This is a genomic window from Cellulosilyticum lentocellum DSM 5427, assembly GCF_000178835.2.
GTDB classification, from domain to species: domain Bacteria; phylum Bacillota; class Clostridia; order Lachnospirales; family Cellulosilyticaceae; genus Cellulosilyticum; species Cellulosilyticum lentocellum.
The window spans coordinates 2,973,522-2,998,797 of sequence record NC_015275.1; the positions used below are offsets into that span (position 1 = coordinate 2,973,522).

Genomic DNA, 25,276 nt, shown 5'->3' on the forward strand with positions numbered 1-25,276 from the left:
TCATGTCATTTTCCTTATGGCATAAAACTAACTATGATTTTGCTGATTATATAAATAGCGCTGCCTATATTTTAGCTCTGCATATTCTGTAATCTTTTTCATATAAATCGCATCATATGCCCCCCCTATTGCCCCTACAACTGGGACCCCTTGTAGAAACTTTATGTATAATAATTCTTTTGAAAGTAAATCTGCTGTTACTTTCATTTCACTTTTTACAGACTCTGATTCCATTAGCTTTTCTGTTTTCATATAGTGATTAATTCTATTATTAATTGCTTGTATTGATGTGCCATGGGAAACGGCTCCCTGGATCAAAAGCAAGATATAAAATTGTTCTTCTATAGCATCATAGGGATAACCATAACGTAATGCTATTTCATAAATACTTTTTAAAATCATTCCTGTAAAAACTGGAATGTCTGGAAGACCGATTCCCATTACTCCCATACCAATGCCCATCACACCCGATACTGCTAAATTCTTTATGCCAGATCGCCCTGCATTTTTCTCTATTACACGAATAGATTTTCTACTTTGACTCACTTGGGCAGCATACTGCTGAATCTTATGGTTCTGCTCAATAGTCTCTTTTCTATATGTTTTTTCAATTATCCCTGTCCCCTTTTCAAAAACTAAAGCAAATGCTTTATTAAAAGCAGCATTAAGTGTTTCCTCTACTTTCTTTGGTACTTTTGCTTCTAACTTTTGATTTAATAGAGATTCTTTTTTCTCAAACCTTTTTTCCAAAAACTTTTTCTCTTGCTTTAATGCTTTTTGCCATTCCCGTTCTAATGCTGATTTTTTCTGAAACAATTCCATAAGCAGCCCCTCTATTTCTTTTTCTTGTCTATATCAAAATAGTGTTAACACCTTATATTTTATATTACATGAATTTTATGTAAAAAGTATATTCTATTATATTTTTTACTATAACTGAATTACAGTCCACTATAAATATAGTGGACTGCACCATGAAGAAATCTCTCCTTATGAAGTAATTGCTTTCTGTCTTAATAATATATCTCCCGCATTTTAATTCTACTACTTCCTCAAAACTATTACTTCTTTGAATGGAATATCTATCTTGATGTTATTATTTCATCATCTAATAAGTTAGTGTATGATTCATTTTAACAAACCTCCAAGTCCCTCAACTTGATTATCTCTCATTACGAGGACTAGCCTATGGAGATAAATTGTTTTTGTATCATCTATCATTGTTCATGAAATTTGCATCTTTTTATGCTACTTAGCTCCCTTAAAACTATACCTTATTCCTGCTAGTTTTGGTTATTAATAGATAAACTATCAAGATACTCAAAGCTTTTTAGTTGTTCTTGATCTAAATCTTCTTTCTCAAATGCTATGGCATTCAGTTGAAGATTGTTATAGGTAGAATAATAATAAACTCCCTTTTCTAGCGCCATGCAGGAGGTATAAAGTGTAAATTCTTCTTTACTCTTTGGCTTAATCACTGCTCCACCTGGCATAGCTACATTATTAAGAATATGATAAAACTCAGCCAGGGTTGTCATCTCATTATCTAGATGCGTCGCATGACTTTTTAGATAAGCTACTCTTACAAATCTAGCAGGCGGATAAAAATCACCGGGTATACCCACTAAACCAAGTCCACAGGAATCCGGATTCAATTCTTGTTTATACCATGTTGTTCCCTCTACCCACTTGGAAGAAAGATGAATATATTGTTTTAAATTATCAATATGCCAATCAAAAGTGGGGGGATTAGTGAGTACCCCTATTTTATTTTCAAAAACACAGAATTTCTCTTTTGTCTGTTCAATAACAATACACTGATCTTGCTTATCATATACAATCCAATGAAGTGTTGAAAGTGCTACATCTGGAGCAAATGGTATATTAACCAGATTCACCTGTGAAACAGCTGCTTTTACCTCTTCTACTGTCTCAAAGTTACTTAAGATCCAAAGAATAAAATCGTAGGGTCCTATATTGATCTTGTCAGGGTATGGCTCAGGACTATGATAGCAGTAATGAGGAAAGTTAAGCCCAGCACAAGCAAGTCCTTTTTCATTCAAGCCATCTGCTAAAAGAGGGTGATCATTTATAATAACGCCCATTCCTAATATGGCATACTTTATAGGCAGTATCTTCTTGCTAATCACATTCTCCCATTGATATTTTCTAGGCACTAAAATCACAGATTGATTAAAACTATATTCCAAATCCATATTACGACCAAAAAAATGAAAACCGTCTTTACTCTTCAGTGTTAATGCTGTACACATACTGCAACCTCTCTTCTTTTTAGCTTTATTATCCCCAAAAGAAGTGTTAATATGAGTAGATTCACCCTCTATCTTTTACGCCATTTCTTTTATATAAGATTTTGTAAAAAGTAGTATGATACAATTTATTTTAGGCTTACCTCACTCAAACTGCTTTAATAAATTTACCATTTCAATAGCTGTTACCGCTGCGTCATACCCTTTATTACCTACTTTTGTTCCCGCTCTTTCAATAGCTTGTTCAATGGTATCAGTTGTTAGAATACCAAAAATAACCGGTTTTTCTGTCTGCATAGCAACACTTGCAATTCCTTTTGAGGCTTCCGCACAAACATAATCAAAATGTGGTGTAGAACCTTTTATGACCGCTCCTAAACAAATGACTGCATCATATTTTTCACTTTCTGCCATTTTCTTCGCCACTAGTGGTATTTCAAAAGCACCTGGTACATAAGCAACTTCTATTTTTTCAGATGCTACGCCATGTCTTTTTAGCGCATCTACTGCCCCGCCTACTAGCTTTGAAACAATAAATTCATTAAATCTTCCTGCTACAATCCCCATTCTTAATTCCTGCGCCACTAAATTTCCTTCGATTACTTTCATTTTGGTTTCCTCCAATTTAAATTTCTTTTAACGAAGTCCATTTAATAAATGTCCTAGTTTTTCTTGTTTCGTTTTTAAATAAAAGGCATTCTTTTCATTATGATTCATTTGGATAGGTACTCTTTCAGTAACTTCTATCCCACCTTCTTCTAATCCTCGTATTTTTCTTGGATTATTGGTCATTAACTTAATCTTTCTTGCACCTAATAGCTTCAGTATTTGTACACTCTCATGATAATTTCTCATGTCTTCTAAGAAGCCAAGCATCATATTTGCCTCTACTGTATCATAACCTTGATCCTGTAAGGCATAAGCTTTTATCTTATTAATAAGACCAATTCCTCTTCCTTCCTGTCTCATATAGACTAAGATACCACTACCTGCCTCAGCAATTTTTTTCATCGCTGCATCATACTGCTCACCACAGTCGCATCTCTTAGAACCTAGTGCATCTCCTGTTAAGCATTCTGAATGAATGCGTGTCAGTATAGGCGTAGATTCATTTATTTTTCCTTTAACCAATGCCACATGATGCTCTCCATTTACTATGTTAACAAAACCATACATGGTAAAATCACCATACCTGGTAGGCATCTTAGCCTGAGCTACTAACTCAACACACTCTTCCCTTTGCTGCCTGTATGTAATAAGATCTGCTATTGTTATGATTTTTAGCTCATGCACTTTAGCAAACTCTATGAGATCAGGTGTTCTTGCCATGGTTCCATCTTCTTTCATGATTTCACAGATAACACCTGCGGGTTTTAGTCCTGCCAATCTGGCTAGATCAACTGCTGCCTCAGTATGTCCAGCTCTCTTGAGTACTCCGCCTTTTTGGGCTATGAGCGGAAAAACATGCCCTGGTCTTTTAAACTCTTCTGCTGGGCTTTCTTCTAGAACCTTTTGAATCGTTAAAGCTCTTTCAAAGGCTGAAATGCCTGTTGTTGTTGCACAATAATCTATAGAAACAGTAAAAGCCGTCCCATAATGGTCTGTATTCCTATTGACCATAGGTGAAAGTTGTAAGGCACTAGCATATGCTTCTTCTATAGGCATACAAATCAGACCTCTGCCATATTTAGCCATGAAATTAATAGCCTCGCCTGTTACCTTTTGGGCAGCCATTAGTAAGTCTCCCTCGTTTTCCCTTCCTTCATCATCTATGACAATGATGATTTCTCCCTCTCGAATCGCTTTAATTGCTTCTTCTATTTTACAAAACATCTACATCTCTCCTATCCTTTACATAAAGCCATGGTTTTTTAAAAAATCTTCATCAATCTTATTTTCTTTATGAACCTCATGCGTTAATCCTAGTAATCTTTCAACATATTTTCCAATGATATCTACCTCTAGATTAACTTGGTCTGTTACCCCCTTCATTAACAAAGTAGTTTTATTTTTTGTATGAGGTATAACAGATACTTTGAAATATTCTTTAGTTACATCGGCTACAGTTAAACTAATACCATCAATAGCAATACTTCCCTTAAGAACCACATATCTTAGTATTTCTGCTGGTGCTTTAATAGTAATCCAGGTTGCTGCTGCTTCTTTAGTAATACTCATCATTTCACCGATACCATCAATATGACCACTTACCAGATGCCCTCCCAACCTGCTACTTAAATGCATTGCTCTTTCTAAATTTACAGCCGCCCCTATTCTCAGACTTCCTAGGTTACTTTTTCTTAAAGTTTCTGCCATAATATCTGCTTCAAAACTGCCTGACGTCATATTGGTAATGGTTAGACATACACCATTAGTAGCAATACTTTCCCCTATTTGGCTTTGTTCTAATACTTTTACAGCATTAATTTTGATTCTTGAAAATTTCTCTCCGTTTTGAATATGTTCCACATACCCGATTTCTTCTACAATACCTGTAAACATTTTAATCACCTACTTCTGTATGATATACCCTTCTAATAAGATGTCTTCTCCAATCCGCTTTATTTGCAAATTTTCGACCTTTATAGATTCTTCCAGATCGGCAATTCCCCTACCTGCCACAGGCGTCTTAGCTTGCCCACCTACTATTTGGGGAGCAATGTAAAACTGCACCTTGTCTACTATGCCCGCTTCTAATGCACTTGCATTTACTTCCGCTCCACCTTCGATTAAAATGCTGTCTATCCCCAATTTTCCCAACTGAATCATCAATTCCTTTAGATTGACTCGATGTTTGTAAGCTTCTATAAATAATACCTTTACGCCAAGTTCTTCTAACTTTTTTACTTTATCCACTGCCATTTCTTCTATTTCTTTGACTGCTGCAATTATTACCTTACTGGTGCCACCTATTATTTTAGAGCTCATAGGTATTCTTAGTGTGCTGTCTACTACAATAATGACAGGGTTTCTTCCGCTTACAAGCCGACAAGTGAGCAGGGGATCATCTTTAATAACCGTTCCTATCCCCACCAGAATACCTGAATAAGCATTTCTTAGTTGATGAACCATTTCTCTTGACGCTTCACCAGTAATCCACTTTGACTGGCCTGCTACTGTGGCAATTTTTCCATCTAACGTCATTGCAGCCTTTAATAAAACAAATGGTTCTTGTTTAGTAATATACTTGATGAATATTTCATTAAGCTTGCGACATTCTTCCTCTAGAATGCCTACTATCACTTCAATGCCAGCGTCCTCAAGCCTCTTAATACCACTACCTGCCACTAAGGGATTCGGATCTCTCATCCCAACAACTACCCGCATTATTTTGTTTTGAATGATGGTTTCTGTACAAGGTGGTGTTTTTCCATAATGATTACAAGGTTCTAAAGTAACATACAAGGTAGCCCCTTCACTCTTTTGTGAAGCACTCTTTATAGCATTAACTTCTGCATGGTTAGCGCCATAAACTTCATGATAGCCCTCACCTATTATCCTTCCCTCCTTTACTAAGACTGCCCCTACTAAAGGATTCGGACTTACTTTTCCTCCTCCTTGTTTGGCTAGATTTAATGCATACCTCATATAGTTCTCATGCATTCTATCACCTCACTTTCTTTTATAGATAAACTTAACAATCTTAGAGTTAATCTACAAAAAAGGCCCTGAGTCACATGTACTCAGGGCCTTTTCTATAAGTATTCATACTGCTTATGTCATAATAAATGGGCAAACCTCTCTAGACTTCCCGACATAAACACTATGCTGATTAATCAATCTAAAAAAGCTCTGAAATAGATTACTATTTCAGAGCTCAATATAAAATATAGATTATATTTAATCACTATACCTTGTATTTATCTTCTTTCATCCAGACTATACTGTCGGCTTCGGAATCTCACCGAATCATACCATTTAGGCTCGCGGGCTTTACCGCCGGTAGGGAATCACACCCTGCCCTGAAGATTTATTAAGCTTTCTATTATAGAGAATATTCCAAATCTACTTGTTTGTCAATCTCTTTTATAGAATACATACATCCTGATTATTTCTTCTCATAATACTTAATAAGTGCCTGTGTTCCTAAATCACCTAGTCCCTTTTCATCTAATGCTCTATACATTTCAAGGACTTCATTTAGTACTTGTAAATGAAGTGCCACTTTATCCGCTTCTTCTGTGGCTATATCCATATCTTTAATATAATGCTTAATGAAAAATCCTGGATTTAAATCACCCTTTAAAATACGTGGTGCCATATTAGTCATTTGCCAACTTCCTGCTGCACCCTTACTAATACTGTCTAACATAGTTTGTACATCTAAGCCAACCTGCTTGGCATATGTCATTGCCTCACACACCCCTGCGATGATTCCTGCTAAAGCTATTTGATTCGCCATCTTTGTATGCTGACCACTTCCTGCTTGCCCTTCATAAATAATATTAGTTCCTAAACATTCAAAAATAGGCTGACACACCTCAAAGGCCTCACGATCTCCACCTACCATAATAGAAAGTGTCCCATTTTGAGCACCAATATCGCCACCTGATACTGGAGCATCCAATGCACTCATCTGTTTTTTCCTAGCTGCCTCATAAATCTTTTTAGAAAGCTGTGGGCTAGTAGTGGTCATATCAATAATATAGGCTCCCGGCTGACTGTTTTCTAAAATACCGTTTTCTCCAAAATAAACTTCTTCAACATCTTTAGGATACCCAACTATGGTAATCACAACATCCTTACCTGTTACGCAAGTCTTAATATCCTCACACCATTGTGCTCCCTCCTTAATCACATCTAATACCTTTTCTTTAGTACGTGTAAAAATAGACACCTCATAACCGCTTTTCATTAAATTTCTGACCATAGATTTACCCATTACACCTACACCAATAAATGCTATTTGTTTCATTAGTTACTTCTCTCCTTCTTACTTGTATATACTTATATCTAAAAACACACGCAAAATCTCATATTACATTACCAAATAGTTCATACTTAACAACCTTCTCTTTGAAAGTACTATTTATTCAGGTCCAAGCATCATCATTTTATAGCTACATTATACCACATGATTCAAAAGGCGTATTACCTAAATTCAAGTTATAATCCCTATTATTAGTTAATGTTATAGTGATTCTGCCATGTTATTAATATCTGTAGAATATGCCAATACGCAATTAGGTACACAGGTTATTTTAGATGAAGTAAATTTTTCTATAAACTCCAAAACCCCCAAACCTAGATTTTTCTATGTTCAAGGGTTTTGCAAACTTCAAAAGAAAACTCTACTCATATTAGCAATTAAAAAGCAAAGTAACATGCCCATTGCTGTGGGTAATAAAAAGCCGATTGCTGTCCATTTTAAACTTTGCGTTTCTTTTTTTATAGTCAAAAGTGTAGTTGAACAAGGCCAGTGCATCAGGAAAAACAGTAGGGTACATAGAGCCTTAATAGGTGTCCAACCATTACTAATAAGTAGTGCCTTAATTTCAGCAGTTTCATGTAGGGTTACAATATGCCCTGTGGACATATATGCCATAATCATAATAGGGAGTACAATCTCATTAGCTGGTAACCCTAAAATAAATGCCATAAGTATAATGCCATCTAGGCCTATGGCTTCTGCAAAGGGATTTAGAAAATCTGCAAAATAAGTAATCAGTGTTGTATCCCCAATAGTAACATTAGCTAGGATCCATATCACAAGTCCTGCTGGTGCTGCTATCAGCACTGCCCTTTTTAAAACAAACAAAGTACGATCAAGAAAGGAACGAATAAGAATCTTACCTATTTGTGGTTTTCTATAGGGTGGTAGTTCTAAGGTGAAGGCAGAGGGAATCCCCTTCAGTATGGTTTTGGAAAGTACCCATGAGGTTGCAAAAGTTAACAAGATTCCTAATATAATAATCGCCATCAGTAGTATGGTAGACAACAGTGAAGTAAAGGGTGACAGCCCGGAACCTACAAAAAACATGCTAATGATAATAATAAGTGTTGGAAACCGCCCATTACAGGGTACAAAACTATTGGTCAAAATCGCTATCAGGCGTTCCCTTGGTGAGTCAATAATACGACAACCTTCAACACCCACTGCATTACAACCAAATCCCATACACATGGTAAGGGCTTGCTTGCCACAAGCACAACATTTTTTAAAGGGTTTATCTAAGTTAAATGCCACTCTTGGTAAATAACCTAAGTCTTCCAGATATGTAAATAGGGGAAAGAAGATGGCCATAGGTGGCAACATAACCGAAATAACCCAGGTCAGTACGCGATATATCCCGTTAATCAGCACTTCCTCCAGCCACATAGGGCTTCCACATATCTGAAGCATATTTAAAAGGTGAACTTCTAACCTATAAAAAAAACCAAATAATATATCTGAAACGTAATTGGCACCAAATAAAGTAATCCAAAAGATAATGCCTAATAAAAGGAGCATAATAGGAATGCCGGTATATTTACTGGTTAAAATCTTGTCAATTTTTCTATCATCTTTATAGCGCGCCTTTGAATGATATTTTACCACTTGATGTGCAATGGCTTCTGCTGTAGCTATCAGTGAAATAACAATTTGATCCTTAAGCTCCTGCGTTGAAATCTGCTCCTCACATAAAAGACTTTTAGCTTCTTCCAGCTTTGCTTCAAGTTGCGAGATCTGACAATACTCTTCTTTTAAATAAGGTGCAATCAGTGGTAAAAAGGTCTCTGAATCCTCTAGTAGTCTAATAGCAAACCATCTAGCTGGTGCTGGTAAGGTATCACCTAGTGCTATCAAAGGCTGAATACAAGCAATGGCTCTTTCTATACTTGGTATATAGTTGACCTTAATAGGCAGGGATTCTTCTTTTTTACTTATTTGAATACTTACCTCCTGTATAAGTCTTTCAAGTCCTTTCATGCTCCTAGCAGTTGTACCTACTACAGGTACTCCTAAAATTTTAGAGAGCTTATCAAGGTCTACTTGGATGTTCTTTTTCTCTGCCTCATCTAATAAATTGACACAAATAACAACCTTACTTGAAATTTCTAAGATTTGTAAAGCAAGATTCAGGTTTCTTTCTAAATAGGTGGCATCACACACCACAATAATCGCATCTGGCTCTTTTAAACAAAGAAAATCTCTTGCCACTTCTTCCTCTTTAGAATGTGCCATAAGGGAATAAGTCCCCGGCAGATCTATTAAGTTATAAACTTTACCCAAGTAACTATACTGCCCTTCCGCATAAGTAACGGTTTTACCTGGCCAATTTCCCGTATGTTGCTTTAGGCCTGTTAAGCCATTAAATACTGTACTTTTACCCACGTTAGGGTTACCTGCTAATGCCACTCTATACGCATTAGGTTCTATTTCCTGTATAGGACAATGTGTCATCTTGCCTCCTTCACTTATGCCTTACTAAAAGCCTTTTATTAATAGCGCTCTTTACAAGACACAGTTACTTTATTAATGCGTTATTATAATCTTATTCGCATCTTCTGATCTTAATGCAATAATGGTACCCCTTATTTTATAAGCAACAGGATCCCCACTTGGACTCTTTTGAAGACACTCTATAGTCGTTCCTTCTACAATGCCTAAATCTTGCAGACGCCGCCTCATACTACCTGTTGTATATAATGTTTTTACTTTTCCAGTCTGCCCTTCTTTTAATTGTGTAAGCGATAATAATACGTTCATATTTCTCTCTCCTTGAATTACATAAAAATCTTTCTTATTCCTATAATAATGATTTTCCGTTATAATGTTACTATTTTCTTACATAAAATTTATTTTTTACATTTTTTTAAAATAATTGAAACTTTTTAAGTCCCCATTAATATACTATGAAAGAACCAAGTAAATTTTTAGAATATTTAGGTGTCAATTAGTCGTTTAGGAGGTAATTTTAGATGCTCAACAATAGAAATTATTCTAGAAGTCCTATGAATTCAAGAAATATGCAAAATATGATTCCTCAAATGAGTTATGGTAATCATTTAGATATAGAAAAAGCTTATACCGAGTGTATAGACAATATGCCTATTGCTATGGCCTATGTGCCTTTTCAACAATGGAGAAATTTATATGAACCTACGGAAGCCTTCCAAAGAGGCACTATTTTTAAAGAACTAGATCTTCCATTTAATTGTGCAAAGGAGTGTAAATAATGACACGTAATAACGCTAACGAATTATTAGATTTAATCAGAATCCTAGGATTTAATATGTTCGATGCTGTCCTTTTTTTAGACACACATCCTCGCAATCAACAGGCATTAGAGCATTATAAACAATATCAACAACTTATGGATCAAGCAACCAAAGAATATACAACTTACTTTGGACCTTTAACATCAGATGATGTAAATGTAACTAACGGATGGACTTGGGGCGAAACACCATGGCCATGGGAAAGAGAGGCAAATTAATATGTGGCATTATGAAAAAAGATTACAATACCCTGTTAAGATTACAACAACAAACCCTAAAATAGCTCAGCTCATTATCTCACAATATGGTGGTCCTGATGGAGAACTTGGTGCCTCTTTACGTTATTTATCCCAACGTTATACTATGCCTAGTCGCAAAATTGCTGGACTGTTAACTGACATTGGTACAGAAGAATTAGCCCATAACAGTTATCAATAAAATAATAAAAATCGTGTAGCCTATGCTATTCTAAGGCTACACGATTTTTATTATGCTATTCATTTTGCAGCTTGATCTTTCCTTTATTAAAATTAACAGCGTCATATATATACCACTTATTACTGTCACTCATTTGGCTTTCTGTTGCTACTCCTATTTTATAAGCAGTAAACAACGTATTTGCAAGGTTTATCAGTACTTTTGTAACTTTTTTGTATATTTTAATCGGCAATTTATACTTTCATTTGCCCACATATTCATAGAATAACTTGGGTGATATGTAATAACTCCACTTCTTATTCCCGGGTTTTTTCTTGGCCACTCCAAAAGAGAAAGTGCCATCTTGCAAACATAACCTAATGAAGTGTGGATCAAGATGCATTATTTGAGCCGCTTTTGAAACACTTATTCTTTCTAGGTCCTTATTTAATTTTACCTTATTATCAAATACAATCTTTAATGTTTCCCACTCTTCAACAGTTATCCCATCTAGCCTTTTTATATATTCTTGTATTAATTCTTCCACATATACCATCCTTTCAATGTATACTCATGTATCTTATGTATATTTAACCTCATTTTCCCATCTTTATTATATATATTTTATTTTCTATAGTAGTTTATAAGAAAAATAGATAAATATACATTATAGAGAGTATAAAAACAGCGTGTAACCTTACTAATTCAAAAGTTACACGCTATTTTTATATTAGAATTAAATATACATTATTTCAATGTAATCATTGTATTATCATCTAGCAACCAGTTTGAATAATCCACCTCACTTCTTGCAATACCTTATATATCTTTATTATATTTAACAACTACCTACCAGCTACCTGCTTTATTAAATTTTGATTTTATTTTCTATATAACCTATTCTCATTCATTATCTACCTTCGCTGTTCAACTACTTCTTTCATACTTGTAAGCGCTGCCTCAACACAAAGTATTCCATTCCCCCAAGTAATGTTAGGATAAGGTGACTGACTACTTGGTCGTCTTGCAGTACGTAACATAAAAATTCTAATGATATCTCCATACAAATTAATATTTCCTAGTTGATAAATACCGTACGACATCATTAAAACATAAGCACCTGCTACAAAAGCTGAAGCTGCGCTAGTACCTGATAATGTTGTATATAGATTTTCACTTTCTGAGGCTGGTACTGTAATATTCACTCCTGGTGCAGTAATCCCAGGTTTCACTCGTCCATCTGCACTAGGTCCTCTTCCTGAAAAAGAAACCGGTTGTACTGCAAAATTATTGTACGCTCCAACACTTGTAATCTTATTTGCTGTTGCTGGTGTTGTTATAGTTTGATTGAGATCTGCATTTAAAAATTGAGTTTGATTTTCTGTTTCTGTTACAATACTTCCCCATATATGGTAATTTCCCTCTAATACAATATTCCCACCTGATATAGTTAAGTTCCAAATTCCATTATTAATATTCCTACCACCTTGACCTTGGAATAAAATATAAATTAACTGTTTATCTATATTAGTGAGCGGAGCCGAAAAGTTAATCATTACAGCTGTTTCATCAAACAAATAAGCACGACTAGCATTTAACAAATTCAGTTCCTCCGTTTTTTCACCATTAGGTGCTTGAATAGTTAACTTTATATCATCAGTAAACCTGCTCCAGATACAGCAAGCATAATTTGCAATATTTCCTTCAATTAGTAATTGTTGCTCTTCAAATGTTCCTATATCAACCTTGCCTGATGTATGACTTCCTCTATTTCCTTGATTGCCCACACCTACTACAATATTAGTCATCCACATATTATATACTTGATTAATATATAGTTCTATAGGTGCACTTCCATCATGTGCTGTTAAATTATTACCTATACCCAGTAAAATTACAATAGGTTTTTCTAATTCTTCTGCTTTTCTAACTACGTAATAAAGTCCCTGCATGACTTCTATATCTCGTGGATGCTCATTTGTTACTGTTCCTAATTTAACGATTAACAATTCACATTCTGGTGCCATTCCCTTATTAATGTGACCGGTACTACCTCTCCCATTTCCTGCTGCAATACCCGTTATCGCTGTACCATGTCCTATCATATCTTGGCTAGGAACAATGGCAAGCTGTTCTTCTTTGGTGTTCCGACTTAAAGCATCATTAATTTGCTCACTTGTAAACTCTACTCCACTAGAAAAGCCTACTGGTGATGTACCCAAAAGTGTCTGATCCCATAAATACTTAATACGCGTACTACCATCTATATTTCTAAAGTCTGGATGACTATAGTCAATACCAGAATCTATTACTGCTAATAAAACACCTTCTCCTGTCACAGTAAAATTTCCACCTGGATTACTTACATTGGATGCACACACTGATCCTAATCCGATATCAATGTATTCACACATAGTAGGTAATGATAGGAATACCACTTGTGGATGATTAGATAAATTAGGGATTTCCATCTTATTAATAAAAATCTGAGCAAATCCACCTTGTAAGTTATATGCTGAAAATGCATATTGCTCCTGTATTTGATTAATATTACCTACATACTGCATGATGACTTCCCAAATACTTTCATTCTCTGTTGTCATAAATAAACTTCTAACTTCTTTAGTTAGCAACCTTTCATAGCGTAGTGCCAATTGTAATGTGGCATTAATCTTATTTGTAATCATTGCTTACCTCCTAATCTATGGGAGTTGCTAATAATTGTGGAAGTCTCTCTAATTGGTATACTCCATAACCTTGACTTCTATCTGGATAGGTAACGTCTTCAAATTGATATACATCACTAAGTATCAAATTCCTCATAATCAATGAATTAGCTCCTGGTTCTCCCATTTCAACTTGCCATTTATCATATAGGCAAGCTATAGATCCAAGTAGTGTACTTGCTGCTATAGCTGTTCCTTCTGCATTATTCCATCTATCATCCGATATTAAGATGGATATACCTCGACTTACACATATAGGATTGGTTATCCCATTCCAATTAAATCCCCTACCTGCACTTCTTAAGATTACAAAGTTTTGTCCATCGAATCCTGATACACTAATAATTCCATCAGTAGTTGCATTAGAACCCAATGTCGTAAATGGCGTAGCAGGGCTTAACGTTACATTAGGATTTAGTTGTTGTTGTGAAAGCCATAAATCAATCATTCCTCGTGTTGCAACTTGTTGTTCTATCTCAATTGTCCACGTTCCTGGTGTCATGTTCTCTATACTAAATAATATATATTGACTGCCATTATTATAATCATCCAAAAGTCCTGTTGAATAAATTGTGGCCTTTTCTCTATTCGTAATGGCTTTTCTTTCTAGTTTAATGGCATGCTCATTATCCTTTGGAGGATAAAGCATAAATTCAGTATTTTGAATACATTTTATATAAATAATACCCACTAAGTAAGGTGTCTGCTCTTTAACTTGTAAGGAAACCTTATTTAATACATCATAATCACTTACTAAAATACTATGATGATTTTTATCACCTTCCTCCCCCGTAGGCATAATAAAGGTATAGTTTTGTTTTCTTGCTAACTGAGAGAGCATTTGTTCTATTATGCTGCTCCCATCATGCGCAGAGATATTGGTACTATATGGAATATAGATTACAATAGGCTTATTATTAAGTTGTGCAAGCTCCATTAGTTTATGTACTGCCACTAGAACTTCTGGCATTAACACCCCTTCCTGTTCTTCTACTCCACCATAAATCCTATTAATAGCTTCAGGTGCTTTATTGATTTTAGCTACTATAAACTCAGCATGAGTAGCAATCCCCCTATACTGTTCATCTTTTCCTCCAGCAATCTGTAATATTAAGGTTTCATCCTCTTCACTAGCTGGCAAGGGTACACTTTCTCCTGGATTAGATAACGCTAGTGCTGCATTAATTTGATTCGAAGTATAATAAATGCCCTCATTACCTTCCTTCTGTTCCCACATACATGCAATACGTGTTGTCCCTGATTCATTTCTTAAATAACTTTTTCTATAATCGACCCCTTTTGTCCCAATAATGCCAATGTAAACACTTTCTCCTAGATATTTTAATTCTTGTGATACTTGGTTATATGCTTTAAGAGGCTTTACCTCTTCTTTTTGAATCAGCGCAGGTGTTAAAATAGGTGACATATAATTAGGCGGAACATGATGTGCTATTTCTTGTCTAAAGCTATCTATCTTTTGCCTTTCATCATAGATAAATGTATAATTTTTACCCACACAAACTGTTCTTAATCCAAGTTCTTGGTAATAACTATAATCTTTATCATCTAATAAATTAAGCGGCACATATATTCTCTGACTGAGTGGTATTCGGTCATAAAAGTTGTCTTGATAAAGTGACATTTGACTTTTATTTTCTAGTAACTCATTGCCTTGTTTCCTAAAACACTTTTTTATGAGTAACTTAACCTCAGCCTCTGACTTATGTGTATAAATCATTCTCTTTTCATTAAACTTATTTCTTTCACTTAGTGGACATTCATATTGATATATTTCTTCCCTAGCTACGCTATTTATACAAATACTCTTATATGTTTCTAGATATAGATTGAAAATTTCCTGCATCAATGAATGAGATTTAAAATATGGCAACTGACTTTCTATATGACTAACAATCACTAGTGTACGCTTAAGTTGTTTGGCGATTTGATGAAGCTTCTCTATTCCCATTAAGTACTCACTAGAGTAAATTCTTTCGGTACTACTATAACAGCAAATCCATGGGGTATGTTGTTCCTTTATATTTTTTTCTTCCCATTTTTGAGAAGAAAAATCATATTCATAACTTACCTCTGCTGAATCTACTCTATTACCTATCGTTGCTACTATAATTGGTAAATGTATTAGGCCTTTCACTGTCGTAAAGGGTACCTTTTTTAACAGTAGCTCATAATCCGGCTCTATGTCAGTGACTCTTTCTTTTATCTCTACAAGTTTATCATCTGTAAGTTCTATTATAGATCCAAACTCTATTAGTTCCTGTCTTTGCTTCAGAAATAGTGTTTTACACAACATCGCATCTACCTTGGGCACAATGTATTTCATGATATCCCTCCTATATATCAGCAATACTACTTTGTAAATCTAACCTTCCATACCCTTCGAGATTATTAGGATACATCACATTTTTTTGCCTTCTGGCACCCTTTACTAAAATCCCTGTAGCAATTACAGTATTCATATAAGGTGAGTTTTTATCTACTACTGCCCATTGTAAAAGCAATGCGCAGGCCGAAGCTGTTATAGCTGCGGCTGCACTTGTACCAGTATAAGTTGTAAATCCTCCACCTGGACTAGGTCCTTGTATATTGACTCCCGGTGCAATAATATTAGGTTTAATAACACCATTGGGCGTTGGTCCCCTACCTGATGCAATATATACACTATCATCTATATAATCATAAGCCCCTACTATTAGAGAAAACCTCTGTGTTCCTGGGATTTGAACTGTTGTATTAGGATCAGGTCTTAAAAATCTAGTGGTATTTTCAATAAAGTCACGTCTAGGTAACCAAATATGAAACACGCCATCTACTATAATTTCCCCTAAAATCACTAATGACCAAATACCCGGGGTTGGATTCTGTAATCTAATAACAATTTGCTCATCCCCTGATAGAAAGCTGGGATAGCGATAAGTTACTGTTGCTATGGCTCGTTCTAAATTAAAGCTATAAGTCTGATCCTGCTGTGATAAAATGGGAATACTTTCAATCACCTGACCTAGTGGACTTCTTATAGAAATACGTAATCGGTTAACGCTAGCTGTCATCATAAACATAATAAATCCACTTTCGTTTTCACCCACATTAATTTCTACTACTTCGCTCATCCCTAGAGCAACTTCTCCTCTGTAATGATGTCCACTGTTTGCTTCATTCCCTGCTGCAATGACAGTAATGACATTAGGGGCTATAGAAAGCTCTTGTAAAAAAATTTCTAAAATCTCCGTCCCATTATGTGGCCCATAATTTGAACCCATACCTATGCAAATGACAATAGGTCTATTTAAGTCGTATGCTACCTCCAGTAAGTAATTAATTCCTGTTAAAATATCCGTATCTTGATAAGCTGGTACTTCTTTGTTAATCATATGGTAATCTCTAATTCTTGCACTGACTTGCCTTAGTTTTACCATAACGATACTTGAATCAGGAGCGCCACCTGCAAAACCATCTATGTTTGTTTGATCATTTCCTGCAGCTATACCTGCAAGAAAAGTCCCATGCCCTATTTCATCCCTTGATGGTACAATACTAAAAGGGTCTTCTGCTTGTAATGCTGCATTTATGTCCCTTTGGCTATATATACTTCCATATCCATAGGTTTCTGGTGGATTGCCCTGAATTGTTTGATCCCAAATAGATATAATACGTGTAGTACCATCTGCATTTTGAAATAGTGTATTGGTATAATCAATGCCCGTATCTACAAATCCTATCAAGACTCCCCTTCCTCTTAACTCACCATAAGGATAGTTATGAAAGATTGAAATATTAGATACTTCCAATGCGTTGGTTACATTAAGCCCAAAGGGCGTTGGTTCTAATATAAAATTAATCACTTGTTGTAATCTTACAAATTCTTGTTCACTCTCTTTAGGTACTTGAACAGTATATATATATGATGCAACTTGTTTAAAAATAAGTTTTGGAAAAGCAGATTTTAGTAATTCAACATTTTTTATATCCCTAAGTGCATAGTTCATTAAGATATAAATATTACCATTCTCTTCTATTTTCAACACCCCCTTATAAAAGTTCAAAATCCTATATAATCCTTTAGAACACATATATATATTTATGCTTAACTCCTATTCACTTATGAGGATATTTTTGCAAAATACTAAGCTCGTATGATTTTATCATGCTAAGTATCACATTTAGTAACTTTAAGTTGATATTAATATGTAAAAATTTATTTACAACTATAAAAGCCACTAACTTTTGCTAGTGGCTTTTATGCAAACTATCTTTTGTTATCCTTGCATCTCAATTTTCTCATCTATTATGTAAAAGCATCGATCTCCTACTATCTTTGTATAATTATATATAAAACTCAGTATTGTATTGTTTTTTTTATCTAATGTATTAGAATAAGATCAGATATAATAATAAAGATTATTCTGATAATATTATGGTAATGATTTATTATTTCAGAGTTTAAAGAGTATATAAAAGGATATAATTAAAAAGATTACTATATAGGAGTTGATAATTTATGTTAGCAAGAGAACTTATTTGGTTATTAGTTTTATTTATAATACTGCTAAAAATTTGGTTTGCGATTTTAAATTCAATATTTAATTTAATTAATAATATTAAAAATAAAAAAAATAAGTAATATTTGCATTTTTTAGAAATATATGTTAAGTTATAATTAGATAAAATAAAAGGGGGTTTGTAGTATGTCAAAAAAAATAAAATATTTATTAATGGGATGCTGTATAATGGGGGCATCTGTAGTTCCGTTATATGCCAATCAAGTTTATCCAGTAACTGAAATTGAATATGAAAATATTCAAGAGAATACAATCACAGAAGATACTTCCGTTACTAAAGATAATGTTTTAGAAGTCCTAGATTACTTAGGTATTGATAGAAGTGACTATGTACAAGATAACTCAGTTGGTGACAATAGTGGGGAGTATACGGTAGGAGAATTAAGAAATTTACTTAAAATAGCCACACAAGAAGTAACTAAAATTAATGGCTCTAAATTAAATAATAAAACATATACTGAAAACATAATAACACCATATGCACTAACAGGCTCTATGCTATTATCATCGTCTTCAGATGCAGGTACATTTACATTAGTTACTTCAGTCAACGGAAAATATTATAATGATTATTGGACAGGCGCATCAGGCGAAAATGTCACATTAGTTTCTAATACTAATGTTGGAATTACACATGCAATTACAGAAAAGAGAGTAGTAACATCTTCGTATACCGCTTCTACAATATCAGTGAGATACGACGTTACTGTAGAGACGAGAATAACCATTCCTTTCGGATACATACCCTCAGGCTCAAATGATTGTAGCGGAACAATAGGGTTTCCTGCTTCAAAATATTTAAAGCCACTAATTGAAGTTTAACAAATAACTATAGAGAATTTTATATCATGATTAGATTTTATTTGTAGACCCAAAAGACATACACAGGTACCAAAGTATTCTCTGTGTATGTCTTTTTTGAACTTTGATTAAAACTATTCTTTTTTAAATCAAAAAGTAATAAACCAGACTACTCCATTTCGTTATTTTTTACTTTTAAAAGCTGGTACCCGCAACTCTAGAATTGCAGGTACCAGCCGAATTTATTACCTATTGGTAAACTTAGTATTTAATTCAATGAACAGCCACTTTAGTATTGGAAATACATTTCTTACACACTCATTTATTATTGCTATTTTAAGTGCCAAAAGTAGTGCTTCATTATTATCCATTAAACCAACCACCTCCATAATAGATGACTGGTACCTTAAATATAATATATGCATATTCAAAAAAAATATCCACTATCTAATTTTATAAGCAAAAAAATAGCCCAAGCTAATACCCAATGTCATTAAGTTAACATTGTGATAGAAACGCATCCCTAGGAAAAGAAGTTGAAGATTTATTTCTTCAGCTTCTTTTTCTATTTCCAGGTACCACAAATAGACAGATTTGCATCTGCCTCAAAATTTATATTCTTTTACAAAGATTTATGCTACTCTATAAAGGAAGCCATGAAAAAGCTTGATAGTTAAGTTTCGTTCCCTATGCCTATTAGGCCGTACAGGAATGAGATTTCTTGCGATTATGACTTCTAAATCAGGTGATGTTGCTTTTCCATGATAGAATAACCTACACATATGCACTGCAACTGAGAAATTTGCTTTATATGTATGCTTTCTTTGCTTTTTTTCAATGACTACGTGCCATGTAATCATTTCTGCAAAGTTATACATTATCATATGTGCATAGATTTCTTGTTGGATACACATCACCTTTTTTGAATGAAAATCTAACATTCCAATCGTATATTTCAAATCTCGAAAAGATGTTTCAATCCCCCAACGAGAAGCATACAGTTTTTTTACCTCATCAGGAGGATACTTTTCACTGTTTAGATTTGTAACTATTGTTTCATAGGAAGTTTCTGAAATAGGAAATCTCACTATTCGGAAGTGTAATTCATAGAATTTAGCAGGTTCAGATTTCTTGTTTTTAAGTGGTAAATAATCAAACGGTTGGGCTGAAGAAACACTTCGATAATGATTTTTGTCTTTGAAAAGTTCTTTGACTGCATTCGTTTTCTTTCTTGTAAGTTTTAAAGAAATATCAATATCAAAACAGTCTGTTTTGGGTAAATCCAATCCATTCTTTATACCATTAATTCCATCTTTGACACGAATAAGAAAGAACCATCCTTTTTCTTGAATGTGAGCCATGCTGTTGAAAGATTCATAACCTCTATCAGCTATCACGAGTGCTTTAGGAATTTCAGAACGATCAACCATTTCTTGTAGAGCGTTATGTTCATTCTTTTCTTTAGATTTTTGTATTATCACATCATGATAAATAGAATAATTTATATTATACAACGCATTTATATGCAGAAGATTATATGATTTTCTTCCATCTTTTCCAGAATGAAATGAATTTAAATCATCAGGATTGGTAGGAATCTGTACATCAGACCCATCAACAGCAAGTATGGGCATATCTTCATTAAAGTTATCTATAAGTTTACTTGAAAAGCCGTCAAATATCTTCTTAAACGCTTCAGGCTTTATCTTTTTTCTCTGCTGAACAAACGCAGAAGAAGTTGGTGTATCTGCAGATGCACCAAATAGATCTAATAATTCGTTTGTAAGGCTCCCACTTCCCATTCCAATAATTCCAGCTAAAATTTTATTCATGGGCAATTTCCTTTTGCGTAAAAAATCACTACCTGGATTGGTACAATAATCTTGCGGATTGTCAGCTATCTTTTGGATTTCATCTACTAAAAGCTTTTTAATTTGTTTGGGTTTCATATGTGTCCTCCTTGTAACTAAGTTTCCTTTAATTACAAGGGCCGCTCTCACTACCTCTTTATTCAATCAGTAGTGAGAGCGGCCGCACATTTTCTTTGTCTTGTCAACTACTTTTTCAAAAAAAGATCCCTATACCATTTGATTGGTATAGAGATCTTTTTTCGTCATCTTAACTTAATGACATTGAGCTAATACCTAGGCTATCAATAGTTATTCTTTTATCTTGGTTTTATATATATACAATACAAATTTGTTATCATTCGAACCAATATAAGTAAAATATGGATTGTTGCATAAACCTCAATAACTAATATTATGTGGTATAAAATATTTGATTCAACCATACTAACTAAATATGCTGATACAAATATACCTATTAAGAAAAACACTTGGATTATTAAGCTATACGTAAAGTTTATTAACATTAACCTATGAAGAGTTATTTTTTCATTATGTTTTATTTTTCTATCTGTTTCAGTTTTTAATGCAGGTATTTGATTTAGATCAGCAGATGTGAGCATAGCAATACAAGATATTGTAAAACCTATTAAAATAGCTAGTACATTGGGTAGCATTTCTTCTAGTTTATTTATCGCAATAATAACATTATTATTAATGGTATAGAAGTATGTTGAAAGAGCTGCTATTATTGCAGGACTAATAACTTCAAAGAACATCTCATTCTTCTTAATTACCTTATAATAATGTACTATAGGTATTAACCATTCTCCATATATAAATTTACCTAAATATAGAAAATCACCTCTATTTCTCACTCTACTCACCACCTTATCTTATTCATTCTAATAACGAACTCAATTTCTCTATCATATCACTTGATTTAACCGTACCATCGATATCTAGCTGAACATCTATATATCTAACTTTCTTGAAAAAACCAGTGTCTATTTTTAAATCAGCTCGAGAATTGTCTTTTCCATACACCCTTATCCTCCTAATCTTACTTCCTTCTGAAATAAACCTCTGGTAGACACCTTTAAGAACTCTAATTGGTAATGATTGTTTAGGTGTTGACTTAATTGTAACATTAACCTCTTCTCGTATTAAATCAGACCCTTCTTCCACAAGCCCTAACCCTTCGCTTCCTATAATTTCTTTATCCATTATAACATCCGCAAAAGTTACTCTTTCAAATTTATTCAATGATTGTAAGAAATCATCATCAGGAATAGAGGCATATATAATTTTATGATCATATTCTAAGTTTCGTGCAATTAAATATTTTTTATACAGCCAGTTTAAATAGTCTATTAACATCGTAATCCCTATAGCTGTTTTACGTTCTTCCATGACCAGAAATACTTCTTCCTCATTAACAATTCCACATATATGAGTAAGCTCCTTTTCACCTTCATCTAGTTTCTTATCACTTTCTCGTTCACTTCCATCTCTGCTTGACATATAATTAGGACTATGGTTATACTTGCATGATTTCATGATTAATTTAATTCTAGGTTTGCTTTGATCAACGAAATCTAGGTTTTCTATAGATATTGCTTTGTTTTGAGACTTTTTATCTTTTAATGCATCTGCATGGCTAAGTGTTCGCAAATAGTTTATGAAATCCACAAATCTATCCTTGCAAAAAAATGGTTCAACTTGTATTTCACTATTTTCTCTTTTAGTAAAGCAAATACTATAATATACAACTTTTCTCTTATTTGTACTCATAATAACACCCTTTCCTAATTTTCATAAAATTATAACATATTATTACACTTACTACTATTAGGAACTAATGTTCGTACATTAATTATACCACATACCAAACATATGTTCTATATCATTTTAAACAAATCTACGTTTTAGGCATAAAAAAAGAAGGGTAAGGCTTTTGGCCCTACCCTAACTTACTAAACTTAATTAGCAATGATCTAACATTGTTAACTGTATATCTTTTTTCATCCCATATTAAACGTTGTGAAATAGCTCCTAAGAGCACTAACTTGTCTATAGCCTGTTTGTACTGTGCATCACTTACAGAACCATCTATTTCGACTCCTGCGAGCTTGCATACTAATGCTGGTACATTGTTAAGCTTAATTAAATCTAAGCGTTTCCACGCGTTAAATGTTAACTGTACGCCATCCTTAATTATGGTACTTACTGCATTAAATAAGTCATTATCTGTTACAGCATTAGTAGTTGTCACCTTCCAAGATTGATCTATTTCAAAATGAGGAGTATCGGGATTACTATTCCAATCCCCTCCCCAAGTAATTCCTAGAAGAGCTGCAACCTCTGCACACTTCTTAAAAAATGAGCTATCTGAGTATTCCTGCCCTCTAACATTCTTACAAATATCCCAAGCTCTACGTGATGTATGACGACTGTTCTTCGTCCAGGTAACTACCTTACCTGCTCTACTTCTACCCTGTTCATATAACCAGTTTTGACGTTCTTGAGAGCGGTATGTTTCCGTGATAAGTACATTAAGCCCTTGCTTCTTACATTCTTCTAAAAAAAGAGCACAAGCCTTTTGAGCCTGTGATGATAGTTGATTCATATCTCTACATGCTGTAGTTACATCCATAGTTATCACCTCTCGTTGTTTACTAATCCCTCTTGGTTCATAATATAGAATGTACCCTGTATAAGTAATCTAAGTGCTTTCTCATCAAACCATTTAAAGCGTTTCCTAAGAAAATTATAAACGTACTCTCGCCTATCTTCCCCTACTTTATTACCTGTGATTTGTGTCTCTGCATAAGCAATAGCTGCTTTAACCCAATACTCTAAATTGGAATACTTTTTGATAACTGGAATAACCACCATACTTAAAAACAATAATACTACTACCACTAAAACTGTCCATAAAAACTCTAACATTCTACATCATCCTCTCTTTTATTAACTTCACTTTTCTTCTCTTCTTTAGTTTCAAAGAACGACTTCGCACAGTAGCTTGGAACTATGTATTTAAGACCATCCCAACAACTGGCCACAACCCCATCTAACCCCATACCATTTTTTAGATTAATGTAGCATGATGCCAGAGTAGTAACTGTAGTTAAGAATATTACTAGGTTAAGTAAAAACTTTGTATACTGTCTTTTTGGTTTGTCTACTTTTACAATTTTAAATCCCATGTGAGCCTCCTATTTAAAATACATTGCAATAACTCCTGCAATTATTGCTCCCACAATACATCTCCACAGCCATTTATTCTGTTCTTCTAAATCCAATATCCTGTGGTTTGCTACTTTAAGCATGTTTTCAAGGTTTTCAATCTTTAAGTCTACAGTTGGCATTATACTCTCTACTGCAGCTTTTATGCTTCCTAATTTCTCCATAATTGCTTGTAGTACATCTTGTGTGTCCTGTGGCATATTGTATCCTCCATATCAAATTAATTTATAATGTGGCTCTTCTTCTCCAAATAACCAATATCTAAGATAGTCATCCAATAATATAGCGAGAATTGATAAAAAGAACCAAAACATACTAAATACTAAACACACTTGGCCAAAAATATTTAAAGGCATTTGAGAATAGTCCCAAATGCCTAATTTAAGCCAGATATTTAATACACAACCAAATATAAACTCTAAAATCGTCACTATTACGCTACCTATCAATGCTTGTATCCACATAGATGTGTCCCACGATAGAAACTCATTAATTAATCCTATTGCTATAAAACATATCCCTCCTAGTAAAGCCATAGTCCAATGACTATTACCATCCCATAGGACTTCAATAAAATAATAAGCGCCTGATCCCACTAAAAATAGGATTAGATGCTTAAATAGTTGCGTAATCGATTTCAATAGATTCAACCTCCTCGTCTGTAGCTTCTCTAATTTGAACCTCATAAAGTTGTTGTTTTTTAACTCTTGGAAGTACATATTGAGCAATTTCAAATGATAGCATTGTAAGTTCTTCAATAGTCCAATCTTCACATACTCCAGAAGTAGAATTCCAAGTAGTTTTAAAGTTAGATCCATTTGACATAGCTAATTGTGCTAAAGTGATCATTTGAGTTAGTTGGGATTGCTTTTCTTGAGTTACGGTATAATACTCTCCATTTGGATTATGTACAGTACTAAATATTGGATTATTACTAAGCCAATCAGCAAGTAACTCCTTACTTTCTTGTATTTTCTTCTCTTTACAAGTAAGTCCTGTTTTTACATACTCAACTGATAATTTTCCATCAATATATACATACTGCCCTGTATATCCTTCTCTTTCTTCTATAACAGGAGCATCTTCAACTACCACATATTTTATGTTATCAGTTTCACTTAGCACCTTTATATCTACAATTTTATTCTGATCGTTATCTTTTAAAATTAATATTTTCATTT

At 34.0% G+C, this 25,276-nt stretch carries 26 protein-coding genes, 1 pseudogene and 1 riboswitch; of the genes and pseudogenes, 5 read left to right on the top strand and 22 right to left on the bottom strand.

Annotation, left to right across the window (positions count from 1 at the left end):
• Positions 1 to 27: 27 nt before the first annotated feature.
• The 9 genes from CLOLE_RS13605 to CLOLE_RS13645 form a co-directional block, all read right to left on the bottom strand.
• Positions 28 to 822: an EcsC family protein gene (locus CLOLE_RS13605; RefSeq protein ID WP_013657705.1), complete on the bottom strand. Its 795-nt coding sequence runs from the start codon at positions 820 to 822 to the stop codon at positions 28 to 30.
• A 461-nt stretch (positions 823 to 1,283) separates the two neighbouring features.
• A complete protein-coding gene (gene bsh / locus CLOLE_RS13610; RefSeq protein WP_013657706.1) occupies positions 1,284 to 2,273 on the bottom strand; it encodes a choloylglycine hydrolase in 990 nt (329 codons plus the stop codon).
• A 141-nt stretch (positions 2,274 to 2,414) separates the two neighbouring features.
• On the bottom strand, positions 2,415 to 2,879 hold the full coding sequence (ribH, locus tag CLOLE_RS13615; protein ID WP_013657707.1) for a 6,7-dimethyl-8-ribityllumazine synthase: 465 nt from the start codon (positions 2,877 to 2,879) through the stop codon (positions 2,415 to 2,417).
• A 27-nt stretch (positions 2,880 to 2,906) separates the two neighbouring features.
• Positions 2,907 to 4,103 (bottom strand): bifunctional 3,4-dihydroxy-2-butanone-4-phosphate synthase/GTP cyclohydrolase II, encoded by a 1,197-nt coding sequence (locus CLOLE_RS13620; RefSeq protein WP_013657708.1) that lies wholly within the window; start codon positions 4,101 to 4,103, stop codon positions 2,907 to 2,909.
• A gap of 18 nt (positions 4,104 to 4,121) precedes the next feature.
• Positions 4,122 to 4,772: a riboflavin synthase gene (locus CLOLE_RS13625; RefSeq protein WP_013657709.1), complete on the bottom strand. Its 651-nt coding sequence runs from the start codon at positions 4,770 to 4,772 to the stop codon at positions 4,122 to 4,124.
• A 9-nt stretch (positions 4,773 to 4,781) separates the two neighbouring features.
• Positions 4,782 to 5,873 (bottom strand): bifunctional diaminohydroxyphosphoribosylaminopyrimidine deaminase/5-amino-6-(5-phosphoribosylamino)uracil reductase RibD, encoded by a 1,092-nt coding sequence (gene ribD / locus CLOLE_RS13630; protein WP_013657710.1) that lies wholly within the window; start codon positions 5,871 to 5,873, stop codon positions 4,782 to 4,784.
• Positions 5,874 to 6,128: 255 nt separating this feature from the next.
• Positions 6,129 to 6,244: riboswitch (FMN riboswitch) on the bottom strand.
• A gap of 74 nt (positions 6,245 to 6,318) precedes the next feature.
• Entirely contained in the window at positions 6,319 to 7,185 is an 867-nt protein-coding gene (locus tag CLOLE_RS13635; RefSeq protein WP_013657711.1) for an NAD(P)-dependent oxidoreductase, read from the bottom strand.
• 363 nt (positions 7,186 to 7,548) lie between these two features.
• Positions 7,549 to 9,654 (bottom strand): ferrous iron transport protein B, encoded by a 2,106-nt coding sequence (feoB, locus tag CLOLE_RS13640; RefSeq protein ID WP_013657712.1) that lies wholly within the window; start codon positions 9,652 to 9,654, stop codon positions 7,549 to 7,551.
• A 72-nt stretch (positions 9,655 to 9,726) separates the two neighbouring features.
• Positions 9,727 to 9,960 (bottom strand): FeoA family protein, encoded by a 234-nt coding sequence (locus CLOLE_RS13645; protein WP_013657713.1) that lies wholly within the window; start codon positions 9,958 to 9,960, stop codon positions 9,727 to 9,729.
• 212 nt (positions 9,961 to 10,172) lie between these two features.
• Here CLOLE_RS13645 and CLOLE_RS13650 point away from each other — a divergent pair, with 212 nt between their 5' ends.
• The 3 genes and pseudogenes from CLOLE_RS13650 to CLOLE_RS13660 all read left to right on the top strand — a co-directional run.
• Positions 10,173 to 10,430, top strand: a complete 258-nt coding sequence (locus tag CLOLE_RS13650; RefSeq protein ID WP_013657714.1) for a spore coat associated protein CotJA — start codon at positions 10,173 to 10,175, stop codon at positions 10,428 to 10,430.
• The gene (locus CLOLE_RS13655) at positions 10,430 to 10,690 is read left to right on the top strand and encodes a spore coat protein CotJB (protein WP_013657715.1); all 261 of its coding nucleotides are present in this window, start codon (positions 10,430 to 10,432) and stop codon (positions 10,688 to 10,690) included. The genes CLOLE_RS13650 and CLOLE_RS13655 overlap by 1 nt, the downstream gene beginning before the upstream one ends.
• A gap of 1 nt (position 10,691) precedes the next feature.
• Positions 10,692 to 10,895: pseudogene (locus CLOLE_RS13660) on the top strand (manganese catalase family protein); the annotation flags it as partial.
• Positions 10,896 to 11,151: 256 nt separating this feature from the next.
• On the opposite strand, the gene CLOLE_RS21930 reads toward CLOLE_RS13660, so the two are convergent.
• The 4 genes from CLOLE_RS21930 to CLOLE_RS13680 all read right to left on the bottom strand — a co-directional run bounded on the left by CLOLE_RS21930 (position 11,152) and on the right by CLOLE_RS13680 (position 17,661).
• Complete coding sequence (locus tag CLOLE_RS21930; RefSeq protein ID WP_013657717.1) at positions 11,152 to 11,436, bottom strand: hypothetical protein; 285 nt, start codon at positions 11,434 to 11,436, stop codon at positions 11,152 to 11,154.
• A gap of 367 nt (positions 11,437 to 11,803) precedes the next feature.
• Positions 11,804 to 13,576 carry a S8 family peptidase gene (locus CLOLE_RS13670; protein ID WP_013657718.1) on the bottom strand — a complete coding sequence of 591 codons (1,773 nt, stop codon included), beginning with the start codon at positions 13,574 to 13,576 and terminating at the stop codon, positions 11,804 to 11,806.
• Positions 13,577 to 13,586: 10 nt separating this feature from the next.
• Positions 13,587 to 15,959 carry a S8/S53 family peptidase gene (locus CLOLE_RS13675; protein WP_013657719.1) on the bottom strand — a complete coding sequence of 791 codons (2,373 nt, stop codon included), beginning with the start codon at positions 15,957 to 15,959 and terminating at the stop codon, positions 13,587 to 13,589.
• A gap of 10 nt (positions 15,960 to 15,969) precedes the next feature.
• The gene (locus CLOLE_RS13680) at positions 15,970 to 17,661 is read right to left on the bottom strand and encodes a S8 family peptidase (RefSeq protein WP_408610331.1); all 1,692 of its coding nucleotides are present in this window, start codon (positions 17,659 to 17,661) and stop codon (positions 15,970 to 15,972) included.
• Between the two features lie 473 nt (positions 17,662 to 18,134).
• Here CLOLE_RS13680 and CLOLE_RS23825 point away from each other — a divergent pair, with 473 nt between their 5' ends.
• Complete coding sequence (locus tag CLOLE_RS23825) at positions 18,135 to 18,257, top strand: hypothetical protein (RefSeq protein ID WP_013657721.1); 123 nt, start codon at positions 18,135 to 18,137, stop codon at positions 18,255 to 18,257.
• A gap of 64 nt (positions 18,258 to 18,321) precedes the next feature.
• A complete protein-coding gene (locus CLOLE_RS13685; RefSeq protein WP_013657722.1) occupies positions 18,322 to 19,017 on the top strand; it encodes a hypothetical protein in 696 nt (231 codons plus the stop codon).
• Between the two features lie 611 nt (positions 19,018 to 19,628).
• Here the strand turns inward: CLOLE_RS13685 and CLOLE_RS21935 are convergent.
• The 9 genes from CLOLE_RS21935 to CLOLE_RS13730 all read right to left on the bottom strand — a co-directional run bounded on the left by CLOLE_RS21935 (position 19,629) and on the right by CLOLE_RS13730 (position 25,274).
• Positions 19,629 to 20,945, bottom strand: coding sequence for an IS4 family transposase (locus CLOLE_RS21935; RefSeq protein WP_013656278.1), 1,317 nt, complete (start codon positions 20,943 to 20,945; stop codon positions 19,629 to 19,631).
• 218 nt (positions 20,946 to 21,163) lie between these two features.
• Positions 21,164 to 21,721: a hypothetical protein gene (locus CLOLE_RS13695; RefSeq protein WP_013657723.1), complete on the bottom strand. Its 558-nt coding sequence runs from the start codon at positions 21,719 to 21,721 to the stop codon at positions 21,164 to 21,166.
• Between the two features lie 22 nt (positions 21,722 to 21,743).
• On the bottom strand, positions 21,744 to 22,637 hold the full coding sequence (locus CLOLE_RS13700) for a hypothetical protein (protein WP_013657724.1): 894 nt from the start codon (positions 22,635 to 22,637) through the stop codon (positions 21,744 to 21,746).
• A 169-nt stretch (positions 22,638 to 22,806) separates the two neighbouring features.
• Positions 22,807 to 23,499 (bottom strand): M15 family metallopeptidase, encoded by a 693-nt coding sequence (locus tag CLOLE_RS21940; protein ID WP_013657725.1) that lies wholly within the window; start codon positions 23,497 to 23,499, stop codon positions 22,807 to 22,809.
• Between the two features lie 5 nt (positions 23,500 to 23,504).
• Entirely contained in the window at positions 23,505 to 23,795 is a 291-nt protein-coding gene (locus CLOLE_RS13710; RefSeq protein ID WP_013657726.1) for a hypothetical protein, read from the bottom strand.
• Positions 23,789 to 24,055 (bottom strand): hypothetical protein, encoded by a 267-nt coding sequence (locus CLOLE_RS13715; protein ID WP_013657727.1) that lies wholly within the window; start codon positions 24,053 to 24,055, stop codon positions 23,789 to 23,791. The genes CLOLE_RS13710 and CLOLE_RS13715 overlap by 7 nt, the downstream gene beginning before the upstream one ends.
• A 9-nt stretch (positions 24,056 to 24,064) precedes the next feature.
• On the bottom strand, positions 24,065 to 24,295 hold the full coding sequence (locus tag CLOLE_RS13720) for a hemolysin XhlA family protein (protein WP_013657728.1): 231 nt from the start codon (positions 24,293 to 24,295) through the stop codon (positions 24,065 to 24,067).
• A gap of 15 nt (positions 24,296 to 24,310) precedes the next feature.
• Positions 24,311 to 24,736, bottom strand: a complete 426-nt coding sequence (locus CLOLE_RS13725; RefSeq protein ID WP_013657729.1) for a putative ABC transporter permease — start codon at positions 24,734 to 24,736, stop codon at positions 24,311 to 24,313.
• Complete coding sequence (locus tag CLOLE_RS13730; RefSeq protein WP_013657730.1) at positions 24,711 to 25,274, bottom strand: hypothetical protein; 564 nt, start codon at positions 25,272 to 25,274, stop codon at positions 24,711 to 24,713. Before CLOLE_RS13730 ends, CLOLE_RS13725 begins: the two co-directional genes overlap by 26 nt.
• Positions 25,275 to 25,276: the final 2 nt, after the last annotated feature.

Coding starts and splice junctions, on each gene's coding strand:
- CLOLE_RS13720 (WP_013657728.1), bottom strand. CDS start 24,295: ATGCCACAGGACACACAAGATGTACTACAAGCAATTATGGAGAAATTA.
- CLOLE_RS13710 (WP_013657726.1), bottom strand. CDS start 23,795: ATGTTAGAGTTTTTATGGACAGTTTTAGTGGTAGTAGTATTATTGTTT.
- ribH (WP_013657707.1), bottom strand. CDS start 2,879: ATGAAAGTAATCGAAGGAAATTTAGTGGCGCAGGAATTAAGAATGGGG.
- CLOLE_RS21935 (WP_013656278.1), bottom strand. CDS start 20,945: ATGAAACCCAAACAAATTAAAAAGCTTTTAGTAGATGAAATCCAAAAG.
- feoB (WP_013657712.1), bottom strand. CDS start 9,654: ATGACACATTGTCCTATACAGGAAATAGAACCTAATGCGTATAGAGTG.
- CLOLE_RS13670 (WP_013657718.1), bottom strand. CDS start 13,576: ATGATTACAAATAAGATTAATGCCACATTACAATTGGCACTACGCTAT.
- CLOLE_RS13625 (WP_013657709.1), bottom strand. CDS start 4,772: ATGTTTACAGGTATTGTAGAAGAAATCGGGTATGTGGAACATATTCAA.
- ribD (WP_013657710.1), bottom strand. CDS start 5,873: ATGCATGAGAACTATATGAGGTATGCATTAAATCTAGCCAAACAAGGA.
- CLOLE_RS13730 (WP_013657730.1), bottom strand. CDS start 25,274: ATGAAAATATTAATTTTAAAAGATAACGATCAGAATAAAATTGTAGAT.
- bsh (WP_013657706.1), bottom strand. CDS start 2,273: ATGTGTACAGCATTAACACTGAAGAGTAAAGACGGTTTTCATTTTTTT.
- CLOLE_RS13620 (WP_013657708.1), bottom strand. CDS start 4,103: ATGTTTTGTAAAATAGAAGAAGCAATTAAAGCGATTCGAGAGGGAGAA.
- CLOLE_RS21940 (WP_013657725.1), bottom strand. CDS start 23,499: ATGGATGTAACTACAGCATGTAGAGATATGAATCAACTATCATCACAG.
- CLOLE_RS13645 (WP_013657713.1), bottom strand. CDS start 9,960: ATGAACGTATTATTATCGCTTACACAATTAAAAGAAGGGCAGACTGGA.
- CLOLE_RS13685 (WP_013657722.1), top strand. CDS start 18,322: ATGTCAAAAAAAATAAAATATTTATTAATGGGATGCTGTATAATGGGG.
- CLOLE_RS13675 (WP_013657719.1), bottom strand. CDS start 15,959: ATGAAATACATTGTGCCCAAGGTAGATGCGATGTTGTGTAAAACACTA.
- CLOLE_RS13700 (WP_013657724.1), bottom strand. CDS start 22,637: ATGAGTACAAATAAGAGAAAAGTTGTATATTATAGTATTTGCTTTACT.
- CLOLE_RS13655 (WP_013657715.1), top strand. CDS start 10,430: ATGACACGTAATAACGCTAACGAATTATTAGATTTAATCAGAATCCTA.
- CLOLE_RS13605 (WP_013657705.1), bottom strand. CDS start 822: ATGGAATTGTTTCAGAAAAAATCAGCATTAGAACGGGAATGGCAAAAA.
- CLOLE_RS13650 (WP_013657714.1), top strand. CDS start 10,173: ATGCTCAACAATAGAAATTATTCTAGAAGTCCTATGAATTCAAGAAAT.
- CLOLE_RS23825 (WP_013657721.1), top strand. CDS start 18,135: ATGTTAGCAAGAGAACTTATTTGGTTATTAGTTTTATTTATAATACTG.
- CLOLE_RS13635 (WP_013657711.1), bottom strand. CDS start 7,185: ATGAAACAAATAGCATTTATTGGTGTAGGTGTAATGGGTAAATCTATG.
- CLOLE_RS13715 (WP_013657727.1), bottom strand. CDS start 24,055: ATGGGATTTAAAATTGTAAAAGTAGACAAACCAAAAAGACAGTATACA.